The following is a 13,944-nucleotide window of genomic DNA, read 5'->3' on the forward strand; positions in this document are numbered from 1 at the left end:
CTTACGGAAACCCCCGATGCCTGGATGCGATCCACGTCACAAACTCCCGGCATGCAGAACATGTGGTACGTCGCCGCCTACGGCCGTGAGATCGGCCGCACCCTCTTCTCCCGCACCGTCTGCGGTGAGTCGATCCTGTTCTGGCGCACCGAGGCCGGCTCGGTCACCGCCATGTCCGACCGCTGCGTGCACCGCCGATTCCCGCTCGCCGAGCAGCCCAGCCACCTGGTCGGCGACACCGTGGTCTGCGGGTATCACGGTTTCACCTACGGCGCCGACGGCGTCTGCGTCGCCGTGCCCGGCCAGACCCGGGTCCCGCGGACCGCCCGCCTCAAGACCTATCCGGTCGTCGAACAGGACTCGTTCGTCTGGGTCTTCATCGGCGACCCGGCCCTGGCCGCGTCGACCCGGATCCCCCGCGCCCCCTGGCTCGACCAGCCGGGCTGGACCGTCGTCTCCGGCATGGAGCCGCTGCAAGCCCGGGCAAGCCTGCTGATCGACAACCTGATGGACCTGTCGCACGAGACGTACCTGCACGGCGGTTACATCGGCACGCCCGAGGTCGCCGAGACCCCGATCACCACCGAGGTCGACGAGGACGCCGGGATCGTCTACGTCTCCCGGCGGATGGCCGACGCCGCCTGCCCGCCGTTCTACGCCAAATCGACCGGGATCACCGGGCGGATCACCCGCTGGCAGGACATCGAGTACACCCCGCCCTGCCTGTACGTCCTGCACAGCCGGATCGCGCCCGTCGGGGTGCTCCCCCACGACGACGGCACCGACCCGGACGCGTTCCACGTCGAGGTGGTCTACGCGATCACCCCGGAGACCGATCGCTCCACCCACGACTTCTGGGCGGTGGCCCGCGACTTCGCCCTCGACGACCAGGGCGTGAGCGACTTCCTCGCGGAGAGCAACCGGACCGTCGTGCTCCAGGACGTGACCGCGCTGAACGTCCTGGAGAAGGTCATCGCCTCCGAGCCGGACGGCTACCAGGAGCTGTCCATCAACATCGACACCGGCGGCCTGGCCGCCCGCCGCATGATCGCCAAGCTGGCCGGCCGATGAGCAAACTGCTGCGGGTCAGCTGGCTGCCCGGCTCCGACCGGCTGCGCGGGCGCTGCCACTGCGGCGCCGAGGCCGAGGGCGACGACCCGACCGCCATGTGGGAGTGGCTCCAGGCGCACCCCGATCACCCGGCGAGCGGACCGGTGCCCGCGTGAAACTGCTGATCACCCGACGTTTTGAGCTCGCCGCCGGTGTCGTGGCGCTGGACCTGCGGCACCCGGACGGCGCGGAGCTGCCCGGCTGGGCGCCCGGCGCGCACGTCGACCTGCACCTGCGCGAGGGCCTGACCCGCCAGTACTCGCTGTGCGGCGACCCGGCCGACCGCACGACCTGGCGGATCGCCGTCCGCCTGCGGCCACGGGGCCGCGGCGGCTCCCGGCACGTCCACGACCTGCTGTCCGCGAACGATCAGGTCGAGGTGTCCGGCCCGCGCAACCACTTCGCGCTGCGCCCGGCCCCGCGATACCTCTTCATAGCCGGCGGCATCGGCATCACCCCGATCCTGCCGATGCTCGCCGCCGCCGCGGACGCCGCCTGGGAGCTGCACTATGCGGGCCGCGGCGCGGCCACGATGCCGTTCCGACAAGATCTCTTACGGTACGGCGACCAGGTCACGTTCTACCCCGACGGCGGCCTCGACCTGGACGCCCTGGCCGGCGCGCACGCCCCGGACACCCTGGTCTACTGCTGCGGCCCGGAGAGTCTCCTGCTCGCCGCCGAGGCCCGCTGGCCCGGCCCGAACCTGCACGTCGAGCGCTTCACGCCACGCGACGATCGCAAGGTGCGGACGGGCTTCGATATCGAACTGACCCGCACCGGCAGAACCCTGTCCGTTCCCGACGACCGGTCGATCCTGGAGGTCCTCGAGGACAACGGCGTCGACGTGCTCTCGTCCTGCCGCGAGGGCACCTGCGGCACGTGCGAGACGACCGTCCTGGCCGGCCGGGTCGATCATCGGGACAGCCTGCTCACCCCGGCCGAGCGAGACGCGCACGACACGATGTTCGTCTGCGTGTCCCGGGCCGCGGGTGACCGGCTGGTGCTGGACCTCTGATCGGGGCGCCGCCGGGCGTGCTCGCCACCGGAGAATCCAGGGCAAGTAGCGTCTGGGCCATGACCGAACTGCTTCACCTCACCGAACGAGAGACCTGGGAGGCCGCCCTCCCCACCGGCTGGTATCGCACCTCCACCCGCGGGGTCTCGCTGGAGCAGCAGGGCTTCATCCACTGCTCGCTGCCGCACCAGCTGCGTGGCGTCGCCGAGTTCGTCTACCGGGACGCCACGGAGGACCTCGTCGTCCTGGTCATCGACAGCGAGCGCCTCGACGCACCGGTCAAGTACGAGGCCATGGAGCCGGGCGCCGACGAGTTCCCGCACATCTACGGCCCGGTGCCGGCGAGCGCCGTGAGCCGGGTCGTTCCCGTGGAGCGCGACGATCAGGGCCGCATGCTGCTGCCGGAGTGAGCGACGACCGCTCGGTACACCCTGGTGCCCGCGACCCCCAGGAGCCAGCAGATGACGACCCAGCCGGTCGGGAGGGTCCAGGCGGCGCCCCAGCCGGCCTCGTCGGCGCTGCTCAGCGGGGCGCGCGGGCCGACGCCCAGGGAGAGGGCGGCGAAGACGGCGGCCGCGATCCCGGACAGGACCGGGACCGCGACGCCGCGCGAGACCAGCACCGAGCAGGCCGCCGTGACCAGCCACAGCGACGCGCCGGAGAGCATCGCGGCGGCGCTGGTGGCGTGATCCTGCGCGGTCGCGGTCTCGCCGAAAAACGGCGCGGACGCGATCAGTGCCACCCACACGGACCAGGCCGCACCCGGCAGCGCGAGCAGGAACAGGATCCAGGACGTGCCGGCGCCACCACGAGACTCGATCACGCCGCCCATCCTGCGCGATCCGATCAAGCGGCCCGGCCGCTTGATCGTGCCGCCCATCCCGCCCGACCCCATCAAGCGGCCGGGCCACGCACCGTGAACAGGTCGCCGGGCTGGCACTGGAGCACCTCACAGAGCGCGGTCAGCGTGCTGAATCGGATCGCCCGCGCCCGCCCGTTCTTCAGGATCGACAGGTTGGCCAGGGTGAGACCGACCCGGTCGGCCAGCTCGGTCAGGGTCAGACCGCGCTCGGCGAGAAGCTTGTCGAGATGCACCTCCACCCGGTGCTCGTCCTCGGGTGGCATCACACCACCCCGTCGAGCTCGACGCGCATGGCCCGGCCGCGGCGCAGGATCTCACCGATCGCGAACGCCCCGAACCCGGCGAACCCCCAGGCCAGCGGCACCAAGAAATCCAGCACCGCATAGGTCCCGCCGACACCCACGCTGTCACTGAGCCGGGTCCGGGCGAAGAAGTCGACGATCCACACGACCGGGCCGCCGAGCACCAGCACCAGCCCGAGCCGGTGGAAGCTCCGGGCCATGCCGGGCCCGAACGGATCCGCCCGGCGCGCCTGACCCACCGCCCGCCAGAGCAGCGCCAGCGTCGCCAGGATCAACACCTGCCGGGGCAGCATCCCGGTCAGGGCCCACGCCACCTGGCCCGCCGACGGATGCAGGATCTCGACACCGACCGAGGATCCGAGGGCGATCCCGGACGGCAGGTCGGGCGTCACCGCACCGGTCACGGCGACCTCGGCGTCGATGGACTGGCCGGAGAGCAGCGCCACCACCCCGACGACCGTGCCGAGACCCGCGGCGATCAGCGCCACCAGGAGCAACCCGTGCAGTTCGTCGAGCCAGTCGGGCCGGCGAAGGGTCATCGCTGAACTCCTTATCGATAGTCGATATATTGATAATCGATAAGGAGTGGCGGTCTGTCAACCCTTACGGCAGCCCGAGGGTCATCGCGACGGGTGCTCGGCCACCTGCAAGACCTCGATGACCAGGCGGGCGATGTGCGGGCCGGACACCGCGTACACCTGGCGGCGGCCCTCGCGGCGAACCCGGACCAGGCCGGCCAGTCGCAGTTTGCCGAGGTGCTGGGAGACCGCCGGGCGGGCCGAACCGGTGGCGGCGGTCAGCGCGGACACGTCCCGCTCCCCGGGGAGCAGGGCGGCGAGCAGGCGCAGGCGGGTGGGGTCGGCGAGCATCGACAGCATGGTCGTTGCCACGGCGATGGTGTCGCCTGAAGGGTGTTTTTGCAGGTCACTGGCATCTGCAACGTTGTCGCGTGCGCGCATGAGCACATATTATGGGCGTGCCGGGAAGAAGAGAAGACGGGGGAAGCAGCGATGGCCACGCACCAGCACGGGCACGAGCACGGCCACGAACCCGAGCATGGGGCCGAGCATGGGCACGGGAATGGGCATGGCCATGGGCCCGGGCATGGGGCCGAACATGGCCACGGGAACGGGCATGGCCATGGGGCCGGGCATGGGCCCGAGCACGAGCACCGGAACGGACATGGCCATGGGCCCGGGCATGGGGCCGAACATGGCCACGGGAACGGGCATGGCCATGGGGCCGGGCATGGGCCCGAGCACGAGCACCGGAACGGACATGGCCATGGGCCCGGGCATGGGGCCGAACATGGCCACGGGAACGGGCATGGCCATGGGCACGGCGCCACCGGCTCGATGCGCGACGCGTGGCACAAGATCCGGCATCGGCTCACGCCGCACTCGCACGACACCGCCGACAAGGTCGACGACGCCCTGGAGTCCTCCCGCGCCGGGATGCGCGCCCTCTGGATCTCCCTGGCCGCCCTCACGCTGACCGCTTTAGTTCAGGCCGCCGTCGTCGCCCTCTCCGGCTCCGTCGCCCTGCTCGGCGACACCCTGCACAACGTCGCCGATGCCCTGACCGCCGTACCGTTAGGAATCGCCTTCCTGCTCGGCCGCCGGGCCGCGACCAGGGCGTACACCTATGGTTTCGGTCGTGCCGAGGACCTCGCCGGCGTAGCGATCGTCCTGGTGATCGCCGCCTCCGCAGCCGCGTCGGCGTTCTTCGCCGTGCGCCGCCTGGTCGAGCCGCAGGCGATGACCCATCTGCCCTGGGTGCTCGCGGCGGGCGTGGTGGGTTTCGCCGGCAACGAGCTGGTCGCCCGCTACCGGATCGCGGTCGGCCGGCGGATCGGCTCGGCCGCCCTGGTCGCCGACGGCCTGCACGCCCGGACCGACGGCTTCGCCTCGCTCGCCGTGGTGCTCGCGGCGTGCGGCGCGGCGCTCGGCTGGCGCTGGGCCGACCCGGTCGTCGGGTTGCTGATCACCGCGGCGATCCTGTTCGTGCTCAAGGACGCCGCCCGCGAGGTGTACCGCCGCCTGATGGATCGGGTCGATCCGGACCTGGTCGACCACGCCGAGCGGGCGTTGCGCCTGATCCCGGGCGTGCGCGACGTGTCCGCGCTGCGGATGCGCTGGGTCGGGCACCGGCTGCACGCCGAGGCCGCCGTGGTGGTCGACGCGCACCTGAGCCTGATGGCCGCGCACGAGATCGCCGCCGACGCCGAGCACCAGCTCACCCACCACGTCCCCCGGCTCACCGAGGCGACCGTCCACGTCGACCCGGACACCTACCCCGGCGCGGAGCACCACCTGCGCATCTCGCACGCCCGCATCGGCGCGACACCCTGAGATCAAATTCTCTATTTACGCAGGTCCGCCGGGGTGCAGACCGCATGCTCCCGCGCGGGCCGAGGCCGGCGATCTGGCCGCTGACGCGTCCAAACCAATCGCCGCCCTCTTCACTGTCCGCCGCTGGTCCCGGAGATCAACCCCCAGCTGGCCCCCAGCGCCCTATCCGACTCCCGGAAAGGGCCACCAGCACCAGCCCGACACCCCCGGCTGGCCCTCAGCGCCCTATCCCATGGCCGGATAGGGCCACCAGGACCAGCCCGACACTCCCCGGCTGGCCCTCAGCGCCCTATCCCATGGCCGGATAGGGCCACCAGGACCAGCCCGACACTCCCCGGCTGGCCCCCAGCGCCCTATCCCAGCCCCGGAAAGGGCCACCAGGACCAGCCGGACACTCCCCGGCTGGTGCTCAGCGCCCCAGGGCAGGCGCGGGATCGGGCCAGGCCGCTTGACGCCCCTGGCACAGGGGATGTCTCACTGTCCGCGGGTGGTCAGCGCAAGCCAAGATCAACGATGGATAGGGTGGCATTGTGACTACTCCCGAGATCGCGGTGGCCACCCCGGCCGACCGCCCGCAGATCGTCGAGTCGCTGGTCGCCACCTTCGCCACCGACCCGGTGATCCGGTGGTTCTTCCCCAGCGACGACGCCTACCCGGAGCAGGCCGCGGCGTTCTTCGGCTACCTGTTCGACAAGCGGGTCGGGCTCGGCGCCGTCTACGTCGCCGAGGGCGGCAACGCCGTCGCGATCTGGGAGCCGCCGGCCACCGGTGCCGTCACCCCCGTGCCGGCGCCGAGCATGCCGGCCGACGTGCGGGAGCGGCTCGACGCCTACGACCGGATGATGCACGCGCTGCTGCCCACCGAGCCGTACTGGTATCTCGGGGTCCTCGGCACCCACCCGGACCACCACGGCCGCCGCCTCGGGCACGCCGTGATGGCCGAGGGCCTGCGACGCGCCGCCGACGCCGGTCTCCCGGCCGTCCTGGAGACCGCCACCGAGGGCAACGTCCGGATGTACGAGCGGGCCGGCTGGAAGGTCATCGCCTCCGCCACCGACCCGATCCCAATCTGGGTGCTCGCTCAGGGGCGGTAAGCCATGTCCCGGACGTTCTTCTGCACCGCGACCGCCGCGTACAGCGACATCGTGAACGCCAGGCCGTAAAAGCCCTTCTCGTTGAGCTGCATGCCACTGTTCCACAGGCCGATCACCAGCATGATCAGGGACAGCGCCACCATCACCCAGGCCAGCCCCAGGTACAGCGCCGACACGGGCATCCCCTCCGCCTGGTCGCGCACCGACTTCTGCAACGAGATCGCGCCGAAGAGGCCGAGCAGCAGCGTCGCGGCGTAGAAGCCCTTCTCGCTCTTGGTCATGTCGGCGTTCCAGAGCCCGACCCCGTAGGACACGACGCCGACCGCGAGGGCGGCCCAGGACGCGCCGATGAAGGCGGGCGTGGGCCGCAGCGGCTGCGACGACGGCGCGGCGGGCGGTGGCTGATAGTTCATGGCATACCGGACGTTATCCGGTATGCCATGAACAGCACGGCCGATCAGGCGGATTCGCCCGGCCGGTAGATGTCCGGCTCCAGGTAGATCACCTTGGCGGTCGGCACCGCGGCACGCACCCGGGCCTCGGCGTCGTCGATGGTCGCCGCGATGTCCCGGCCCTCGTCCTGCTCACCGACCGCGATCTTGGCGGCCAGCAGCAGTTCCTCCGGGCCCAGGTGCATGGTCCGCAGGTGGATCACCCGCTGCACCCCGGGCGACGCGAGCAGCGCCTTCTCGATCGCGGTGAGCTGCTCCGGCACCGCCGACTCACCGATGATCAGGCTCTTCGTCTCCACCGCCAGGACCACCGCGACGGTGACCAGCAGCACACCGATCAGCAGCGTCGCGACACCGTCGTAGACGCCGTTGCCGGTGGCCACGCTCAGCCCCACGCCGAGGAGCGCGAACAGCAGCCCGAGCAGGGCACCGCTGTCCTCGAGCAGGATGACCGGCAGCTCCGGGTTGCGGGTGCGGACGATGAACCGGAACCAGCTGCGCTTGCCGCGCACCCGGTTCGCCTCGCCGACCGCGGTCTTGAGCGCATAGCCCTCCAGCACTGCGGCGATCACCAGCACGATCACCGCGACCAGCGGCGACTCCAGCGGATGCGGGTCGATGATCTTGTGATAGCCCTCGTAGACCGCGTACAGACCGCCCAGGCTGAACAGGATGATGGCCACTATGAACGCGTAGACGTAGCGTTCACGGGCGTAGCCGAACGGGTGCAGGGCCGAGGCGGGCCGCTTGGCGCGGCGGCCGCCGACCAGCAGAAGCACCTGGTTGGTCGAGTCCGCGACCGAGTGCACGCCCTCGGCGAGCATCGACGCGGAGCCGGTGATGGCCGCGGCGACGAATTTCGAGACACCGATCGCCAAGTTGGCGCTCAGCGCGGTCACCACGGCCTTGGTACTGCCTTCGCTTGCCATCAGTTCCTCTCTCGAAGCAAGACCACCCATTATGCCAGGAAGATCAAATACCCGATTTGACCGATGTCACTACCTTCCCTTCCGGGACAGTCTCCGGGACATCCCGGATGTGATCACCAATGGCGAATCGGGACGATTCCGGATGTCTCGAAGGCCGCTCAGGGTGGGCTCAGCTCGCACGGCGCAGGCTGTGCTCACTCGGCATCGGCCCACTTCACCCACGGAGGGCACTGTGAAGCGAGTCCTGATTCCCGCCGCCGCGTTGCTGCTGGTCGCGGCCTGCGGCACGACCGACACCCCGGTCGCGGCGCCGGCCACCTCGAACCCGCACTCCGGTCACACCGCCGGCTCCGCGCCGCCGGCCACCGGCCTGCGCTCCGGCGAGCGATTCGTCGACCTGGCGCTCCCCCAGCCCTACACCCCCAAGGCGCCGAACGGCGGCACCGACGACTACCGCTGCTTCGTGGTCGACCCCGGTCTGACCGAGAACGCCTACCTCACCGGCAGCCAGTTCCAGCCGCAGAACGCCGCCATCGTGCACCATGCGATCTTCTACCGCCTGGACCCGCAGCAGGCCACCGAGGCCGCCAAGGTCGACGAGCAGACCCCCGGCGAGGGCTGGACCTGCTTCGGTGACGCCGGCGTGCAGGGTCAGACCGCCTGGGTCGCGCACTGGGCGCCTGGGGCCGGCGAGACGCTGATGCCGTCCGGCTTCGGCTTCGACATGCCGCCCGGCAGCAAACTGGTCATGCAGGTGCACTACAACCTGCTCGACCCGGGCGCAGCCGGCCAGACCGACCAGTCCGGCATCAAGCTACGCGTCGCCACCGCCACCAGCCCGCTCAAGCCGCTCTCCACCGACCTGTTCCCGGCCCCGATCGAGCTGCCCTGCGCCACCGGCGAGTCCGGCCCGCTCTGCGACCGCGACGCCGCCATCGCCGACGTCGCCAGCCGATTCGGCGAGGACGCCGGCGAGCAGGAGAAACATCTGATCCAGGGGTGCAGCAACGGCAAGGTGACAGCCGGCAACACCCAGCACTGCGACCAGCCGGTCGAGGCGGCCGGCACGATCTACATGGCCGCGGGCCACATGCACCTGCTGGGCCGCTCCATCAAGATCGAACTCAACCCGGGCAAGCCCGGCGCGCAGACCATCCTGGACGTCCCGCAGTACAACTTCGACAACCAGGCCCTGGTCCCGCTGGCCAAGCCGATCCCGGTCAAGGCCGGCGACACGGTCCGGGTCACCTGCACCCACGACGCCAAACTGCGCAAGCTGCTCCCCCAGCTCCAGCAGCTGCCCCCGCGCTACGTCGTCTGGGGAGAGGGCACCAGCGACGAGATGTGCCTGGCGATCCTGGTCACCGCTCCGGCCGCCTGATTCCAAACCCTCTTTCGGTACGACGTTGGCCGCGCTCGGGGGCGGCCAACGTCGTACCGCTGTCACCGGCGAGGCGGCCTGTTCGGGCTCAGACGCTGCACGACGTCGCGATGGTCGCGCCGGTGGCGACGTTCGTCAGGACCGAGCAGGCGGCCGAAACGCCCACCACCGGCACCGTGACGTTGACCTGCGTGGCTCCGGAAACCAGCGGGACCACAGTGGTCACCGTGGCACGTACACCGGCGACGGTGTACGTGGTGGCGAGGCTCGCATTGACCGGGCCGGTGCAGGTCGCCGAGCCCTTGACGGTGACGCCCGTGGCGCTCACGGACGTAGCGGTGCTTCCCGTGCAGCTCACCGCCAGGTGCGTGGGCGTCCCGGCAGCGGCCGGGCCGGTGCCGAGCGCGGCGCAGGTGCCCGCACAGGACAGGACTGCCAGGGATCGGATGACTCGACGAAGCATTGCTTCTCCAGGTGATCGGGTAGGACGAGACGGCCGGGCCGAAGCCCGGCCGCCGAAAAGCTACCAATCCCGATAATCGGGATGTTTCAGGCATGCGCTCCTTTTCGGGCTTTCATCCGATAGTCTCCGCATTCGACCGCGGCCGTAACCGCCCGCGACGCATCGCCCCGAGGTCACCCGAAACGGTGACGGTCGATACGGGCACGCCGCGGACCAGAATTTCGCTGGTCATTGGGCATCTGGCCGCGCGACAAGACATCTCAGGCGGCGCGCGCACAGCAAATTTCCGCAAAACTTAGCCTCGCGGGGTACTCACCTGGTTGCTCTGTGCCTATAGTCGCTTGCATGAAGAAAGCCAAGCACCGATTGATGGGCACCCATGAGATCCAGATCCGTCTCGGCGGCGAGCTGAGCCGCCAGCGGATCAACCAACTCACCGCCAAGACCCACTTCCCCAAGCCGATCGCCGAGCTCAAGCAGGGCCGGGTCTGGCTCGCCGATGACGTCGAGGACTGGATCCGCCTGCACCGCACGCAGCCCGTCCGCGCCTGATCCCGACCGCGCCCCGGCCACGATCGCCGCGTGCAGGGCATCGCCCGCGATCAACCCCTCGCCGTCCACGCCGCGACCCGCGCCTCGCGTGGGCCGATCCGCACCAGCCCGAGCTGACCGCACTGCTCAGCATCCCGCCCCAGGAGGCCGGCAGTACTGGGTGCTCCGACCCCAGGATGCGCGCGGCTGTCCGCTACGCGGCCTCGAGTCCCGTTTCGAGGGCGACTGAGCACCACCCTCAGCGAGATCCGCGACGCGGCGCCCGGCATCGTCACCCAGGCTGCCAAGTTCGGCCTCCTTGCCCGGGTCGATCCGCCGGTCGAGGACCCGGGTCACCGGTCATCTGCCGTCGTGATCCTGGGGCAACTGGGCCGTGTGGGTGAGACCGACCAGGTCGAGGACGTCGGCGGGCACGCTGCTCGCGCGGGCGACGATGGTCAGGGCGTGCCCATGGGTGGCGTGCTGGCCGCGGGCCTGGAACAGCGCGCTGACACCGGCGCTGGCCAGCACGTCGGCATCGGTCAGATCGACGACGAGCGGAAAGACCCCGCCGCGGCTGGCCGCGCTGAGCCGGTCGGTGAACTCCTCGGCGGAGGCGATATCGACAGAACCGGTGATGCGTACCCTCCGCGGTTGCCCTTCTTCGAGTTCGGCGGAGAAGGTCACCACGGTCTTCCGGTCCGGCGTCGCGCTCGGCTCGGCGGAGAGCAACGCCGGACGGTGAAGCCGGTGCCGCGCCGTGACCACAGTGCCGCTGGGCGCGACACCGGCGGCGTCAGCCACCGGCCGAGGGGGGTGAGCGATCGACACATCGTCCAGGACCGCTCCCACCAGCCATAGGCCGCGTCCGCTCAGGCTGGGCGGAGTCGTCCCGGGTTCGTCCCATATCCCCTCGTCGGCGACCGTGAGGGTCAGGACGCCGTCGACGCCGAGGTCGATCTCGATCCGGACGGGTCCCGGCTGTCCGGGTGGGTAGGCGTGTTCGATCGCGTTGGCGACCAGCTCGGTGACGGCCAGGACTATCTGGTCGACATCGCGCGGGCTCGGGTCGACCTGTCGCAGCCACGCGCGGACTTCGGTCTTGATCCGGGTGACCGCGCCGGGCGCGGCGGGCAGCTCGAGACGTAGCGGTCGCACCGGTTCGGCGGTGATCTGCGCGGCCAGTGCCGTGACGTCGTCGACGTAGCCGACCCGGGTGATCAGCTCGATCGTCTGCCGGCAGGCCCGCTCGACAGCCGACTCGGTGCTGCGCAGCGCCCGGTTCGCCACGGCGTCCCCGGCCACTGTGGCCAGGGTCTGCATGCCTGCGGTGAGCGGTTTGCCGGGCTGTTCGATCAGGCCGTCGCTGTAAAGCATCAGGACCTCGCCGGGACGCAGCGTGTCCTCGGCCATGGTCTGCGGGGAACCGGTGCCCAGCGGTCCGCCACCGGAGGGGCTCAGGTATCGCGTGGATCCGTCGGTGGCGATGACCAATGGTGGCGGATGACCGCAGGTGCTGTAGCGGAGTCCACCCGTCCGAGGGTTCAGCACCGCCGCGCACAATGTCGTGGCCCTCAGGCTCGGCGATCGCGCGGCCAGCCGGTCGATGCGCTCCAGGGCGTGCCGGAGGTCGCCGGTGTCGCCGAGCAACTCGTCGAACACCGCACGGGCCTGCCCCATCACCGCCGACGCCGCCACGCCATGGCCGACCACGTCGCCCACCACCAACGCGAGCGTGCCGTCGGGCAGGGCGGTGACGTCGAACCAATCCCCTCCCGCCGCCTGGTCGTCACCGGCCACCAGGTATCGCGCGGCCACCGCGGCCTGTGGCAGCACCGGCAGCCGCGACGGCAGCAGAGCCCGCTGCAACTCGACGACCACATCCCGGGCCACTCGATAGCGCTGCTCGGCCTCCGCAGCGGCCTGCTCCGCCGCCTGCGCCTGCCGCACCCGCTCGGTCACGTCGATGACCTGCAGCAGAATGCCGTGAACGGTGCGGTCCGGCCGGCGTCGAGGGTGCAACTGGAAGTCGAAGAAACGGTCCTGCAGCTCGCCGTTTATCTCGACCTGAGCCCGCCACCCGTTCGCGATCACGGGCTCGCCCGAGGCGTACACGCCCTCCACCATCTCGAACAGGTACTGGCCGGCCATCTCCGGGAGGCCGTCGCGCATCGTGACGCCGACGAGTTCCTCGCGGTCGAAAGCCGCCCGGTAGCTGGCGTTGGCCGCTATCCAGCGGAACTCCGGGCCCTCCATCGCGGCCAGGCCCACCGGCATCTCGTCGAACGCCGCGACCACGTCGGCGGGCTCCCCGACCAGACGCACCGCCGTGGCATGGTCGTCCGGGTCCACCTGCGACATGACATCAACATAGCCGAGTGCCAGCCGATGGAGCTTTCCCGACACGGTGACAGGGTGGTCAGCGGCCCGGGCAGCGCCGGGTCGTTTGTCCGTAGCCCCCAGTCATTACGCTGCCGGCGTGGGATATCGGCCACGCGATCGTGCGCAGGCGACCGAGCTGACCCTGGAGTTGCTGGCCACCGGGCGGGTGCGTGGCGTTGCGCCCGGTCACCGGCCGGCCGAGTTGGAGCAGCGGATCGGGCCGCCGGGCGACGAGGGCATCCTGGACTTCTCCGGCAACCTCCTGCGCGACTGGGGCCTGCTCGAGGCGTACTACGAGCGCGAGCACCGGGGCGCGCCCTGGCACGGCACGCTGCTGATGGGTCAGCTGCACCGGATGCCGAAGCCGCTCAAGTGGCGCCCGATCGCCCACGAGCTGCGCCGGCTGGGTTATCAGATCGTGCCGGAGCCGCAGCCCGGGCTGGAGGACCGCTACTTCCGGGTCGCCGAGTCGGGCTCGCAGGCCGTCGTGAACGGCCGGGACACCGGCCGCCGCTGGCCGCGCGGTCACCTCGCCAAGATCTCCGCCGCGGACTGGCTGGCGCTCGGCGGGCCCTTCGATCGCGCCGCGTTCCACGCCGTCCACCGCAGTGTCTATGCGGCCGTCGTGAACCAGGCGACACGACGGTCGAAGCCGGGCGCCGAGTGGTTCCGGATGGCGCACGCCGCCGTGCACACGGTCGCCGGGGAACACCCGTCGTACGCCGACGAGGCAGCCGCGTTCCACGACTGGCTCCTCGGTCAGGAGGCACCGGTGCCGGAGATCGAGCTGGCCCTGATGGTGGCCCGGTGCGCGGCCGACACACCGCTCGGCCGCCCGTCGCCGGACCGGCTGATCCGCCGGTGCCTGGCGGTGCTGCCGCTGACCCGTGAAGCGGCTCGGGCGCTGCCCACCGCCTGGCGGGAGCTCACCCCCGCGGACGTGCGCCGCTCCAAGCTCACCCGCGCGCTGCTGGCCGCGGCGAATCAGCTTGCCACCCCGGACATCCCGGCCGGCCTGCGCGCCGAGTTGTCCGGGTGGGCCGACGTCCTGCCGCGTCTCTGCTGACCGGCC

General features: G+C 70.9%; 18 protein-coding genes. 9 read left to right on the plus strand and 9 right to left on the minus strand.

Going from position 1 to position 13,944, the window contains the following annotated elements; genetic code table 11:
* Positions 1-51 precede the first annotated feature (51 nt).
* From Aiant_RS43950 to Aiant_RS43965, 4 genes are read left to right on the plus strand one after another with little or no spacing between them, the layout of a single operon-like run.
* Entirely contained in the window at positions 52-1,071 is a 1,020-nt protein-coding gene (locus Aiant_RS43950) for an aromatic ring-hydroxylating oxygenase subunit alpha (RefSeq protein WP_189330551.1), read from the plus strand.
* Complete coding sequence (locus Aiant_RS43955; protein ID WP_189330552.1) at positions 1,068-1,226, plus strand: hypothetical protein; 159 nt, start codon at positions 1,068-1,070, stop codon at positions 1,224-1,226. Before Aiant_RS43950 ends, Aiant_RS43955 begins: the two co-directional genes overlap by 4 nt.
* A complete protein-coding gene (locus Aiant_RS43960; RefSeq protein WP_189330553.1) occupies positions 1,223-2,125 on the plus strand; it encodes a PDR/VanB family oxidoreductase in 903 nt (300 codons plus the stop codon). Before Aiant_RS43955 ends, Aiant_RS43960 begins: the two co-directional genes overlap by 4 nt.
* Before the next feature lie 59 nt (positions 2,126-2,184).
* Entirely contained in the window at positions 2,185-2,535 is a 351-nt protein-coding gene (locus Aiant_RS43965) for a DUF952 domain-containing protein (RefSeq protein WP_189330554.1), read from the plus strand.
* Here the strand turns inward: Aiant_RS43965 and Aiant_RS43970 are convergent.
* From Aiant_RS43970 to Aiant_RS43990, 5 genes are all read right to left on the minus strand, one after another.
* Positions 2,508-2,948, minus strand: coding sequence for a hypothetical protein (locus Aiant_RS43970; RefSeq protein ID WP_189330555.1), 441 nt, complete (start codon positions 2,946-2,948; stop codon positions 2,508-2,510). The two genes, Aiant_RS43965 and Aiant_RS43970, sit on opposite strands and share 28 nt — an antisense overlap.
* Before the next feature lie 71 nt (positions 2,949-3,019).
* Positions 3,020-3,250, minus strand: a complete 231-nt coding sequence (locus tag Aiant_RS43975; RefSeq protein WP_189330556.1) for a helix-turn-helix domain-containing protein — start codon at positions 3,248-3,250, stop codon at positions 3,020-3,022.
* The gene (locus Aiant_RS43980; protein ID WP_189330557.1) at positions 3,250-3,828 is read right to left on the minus strand and encodes a DUF2975 domain-containing protein; all 579 of its coding nucleotides are present in this window, start codon (positions 3,826-3,828) and stop codon (positions 3,250-3,252) included. The genes Aiant_RS43975 and Aiant_RS43980 overlap by 1 nt, the downstream gene beginning before the upstream one ends.
* A gap of 81 nt (positions 3,829-3,909) precedes the next feature.
* Positions 3,910-4,248 carry an ArsR/SmtB family transcription factor gene (locus Aiant_RS43985; RefSeq protein WP_189330558.1) on the minus strand — a complete coding sequence of 113 codons (339 nt, stop codon included), beginning with the start codon at positions 4,246-4,248 and terminating at the stop codon, positions 3,910-3,912.
* Positions 4,249-4,257: 9 nt separating this feature from the next.
* Positions 4,258-4,575, minus strand: coding sequence for a hypothetical protein (locus tag Aiant_RS43990; protein WP_212846839.1), 318 nt, complete (start codon positions 4,573-4,575; stop codon positions 4,258-4,260).
* Between the two features lie 69 nt (positions 4,576-4,644).
* Between Aiant_RS43990 and Aiant_RS43995 the strand changes: the two genes are divergently transcribed.
* Positions 4,645-5,640 (plus strand): cation diffusion facilitator family transporter, encoded by a 996-nt coding sequence (locus tag Aiant_RS43995; RefSeq protein WP_189330560.1) that lies wholly within the window; start codon positions 4,645-4,647, stop codon positions 5,638-5,640.
* A gap of 530 nt (positions 5,641-6,170) precedes the next feature.
* Positions 6,171-6,734 (plus strand): GNAT family N-acetyltransferase, encoded by a 564-nt coding sequence (locus Aiant_RS44000; protein WP_189330561.1) that lies wholly within the window; start codon positions 6,171-6,173, stop codon positions 6,732-6,734.
* Here Aiant_RS44000 and yiaA read toward each other — a convergent pair.
* Both yiaA and Aiant_RS44010 read right to left on the minus strand, forming a co-directional pair.
* Positions 6,722-7,147 carry an inner membrane protein YiaA gene (gene yiaA, locus Aiant_RS44005; RefSeq protein ID WP_189330562.1) on the minus strand — a complete coding sequence of 142 codons (426 nt, stop codon included), beginning with the start codon at positions 7,145-7,147 and terminating at the stop codon, positions 6,722-6,724. The two genes, Aiant_RS44000 and yiaA, sit on opposite strands and share 13 nt — an antisense overlap.
* 44 nt (positions 7,148-7,191) lie before the next feature.
* Entirely contained in the window at positions 7,192-8,115 is a 924-nt protein-coding gene (locus Aiant_RS44010) for a cation diffusion facilitator family transporter (protein WP_189330563.1), read from the minus strand.
* A 232-nt stretch (positions 8,116-8,347) separates the two neighbouring features.
* On the opposite strand from Aiant_RS44010, the gene Aiant_RS44015 reads away from it, so the two are divergent.
* On the plus strand, positions 8,348-9,496 hold the full coding sequence (locus Aiant_RS44015) for a monooxygenase (RefSeq protein WP_229830010.1): 1,149 nt from the start codon (positions 8,348-8,350) through the stop codon (positions 9,494-9,496).
* 88 nt (positions 9,497-9,584) lie between these two features.
* On the opposite strand, the gene Aiant_RS44020 is transcribed toward Aiant_RS44015, so the two are convergent.
* On the minus strand, positions 9,585-9,959 hold the full coding sequence (locus tag Aiant_RS44020; RefSeq protein WP_189330565.1) for a hypothetical protein: 375 nt from the start codon (positions 9,957-9,959) through the stop codon (positions 9,585-9,587).
* 345 nt (positions 9,960-10,304) lie between these two features.
* Here Aiant_RS44020 and Aiant_RS44025 point away from each other — a divergent pair, with 345 nt between their 5' ends.
* Positions 10,305-10,511: a helix-turn-helix transcriptional regulator gene (locus Aiant_RS44025; protein WP_229830011.1), complete on the plus strand. Its 207-nt coding sequence runs from the start codon at positions 10,305-10,307 to the stop codon at positions 10,509-10,511.
* A gap of 339 nt (positions 10,512-10,850) precedes the next feature.
* On the opposite strand, the gene Aiant_RS44030 is transcribed toward Aiant_RS44025, so the two are convergent.
* Positions 10,851-12,851, minus strand: coding sequence for a SpoIIE family protein phosphatase (locus tag Aiant_RS44030; RefSeq protein WP_189330566.1), 2,001 nt, complete (start codon positions 12,849-12,851; stop codon positions 10,851-10,853).
* A 118-nt stretch (positions 12,852-12,969) separates the two neighbouring features.
* Here Aiant_RS44030 and Aiant_RS44035 point away from each other — a divergent pair, with 118 nt between their 5' ends.
* Positions 12,970-13,938 (plus strand): hypothetical protein, encoded by a 969-nt coding sequence (locus tag Aiant_RS44035; RefSeq protein WP_189330567.1) that lies wholly within the window; start codon positions 12,970-12,972, stop codon positions 13,936-13,938.
* Positions 13,939-13,944 lie beyond the last annotated feature (6 nt).

The sequence above is a fragment of the Actinoplanes ianthinogenes genome, assembly GCF_018324205.1.
GTDB classification, from domain to species: domain Bacteria; phylum Actinomycetota; class Actinomycetes; order Mycobacteriales; family Micromonosporaceae; genus Actinoplanes; species Actinoplanes ianthinogenes.

Excerpts from the sequence above, each read along its gene's own strand:
- Aiant_RS44025 (WP_229830011.1), top strand. The coding sequence starts at position 10,305 with ATGAAGAAAGCCAAGCACCGATTGATGGGCACCCATGAGATCCAGATC.
- Aiant_RS43965 (WP_189330554.1), top strand. The coding sequence starts at position 2,185 with ATGACCGAACTGCTTCACCTCACCGAACGAGAGACCTGGGAGGCCGCC.
- Aiant_RS43995 (WP_189330560.1), top strand. The coding sequence starts at position 4,645 with ATGCGCGACGCGTGGCACAAGATCCGGCATCGGCTCACGCCGCACTCG.
- Aiant_RS43975 (WP_189330556.1), bottom strand. The coding sequence starts at position 3,250 with ATGCCACCCGAGGACGAGCACCGGGTGGAGGTGCATCTCGACAAGCTT.
- Aiant_RS43985 (WP_189330558.1), bottom strand. The coding sequence starts at position 4,248 with ATGCGCGCACGCGACAACGTTGCAGATGCCAGTGACCTGCAAAAACAC.
- Aiant_RS44030 (WP_189330566.1), bottom strand. The coding sequence starts at position 12,851 with ATGTCGCAGGTGGACCCGGACGACCATGCCACGGCGGTGCGTCTGGTC.
- Aiant_RS43980 (WP_189330557.1), bottom strand. The coding sequence starts at position 3,828 with ATGACCCTTCGCCGGCCCGACTGGCTCGACGAACTGCACGGGTTGCTC.
- yiaA (WP_189330562.1), bottom strand. The coding sequence starts at position 7,147 with ATGAACTATCAGCCACCGCCCGCCGCGCCGTCGTCGCAGCCGCTGCGG.
- Aiant_RS43990 (WP_212846839.1), bottom strand. The coding sequence starts at position 4,575 with ATGGCCATGTCCGTTCCGGTGCTCGTGCTCGGGCCCATGCCCGGCCCC.
- Aiant_RS43950 (WP_189330551.1), top strand. The coding sequence starts at position 52 with ATGCAGAACATGTGGTACGTCGCCGCCTACGGCCGTGAGATCGGCCGC.
- Aiant_RS43955 (WP_189330552.1), top strand. The coding sequence starts at position 1,068 with ATGAGCAAACTGCTGCGGGTCAGCTGGCTGCCCGGCTCCGACCGGCTG.
- Aiant_RS44010 (WP_189330563.1), bottom strand. The coding sequence starts at position 8,115 with ATGGCAAGCGAAGGCAGTACCAAGGCCGTGGTGACCGCGCTGAGCGCC.
- Aiant_RS44020 (WP_189330565.1), bottom strand. The coding sequence starts at position 9,959 with ATGCTTCGTCGAGTCATCCGATCCCTGGCAGTCCTGTCCTGTGCGGGC.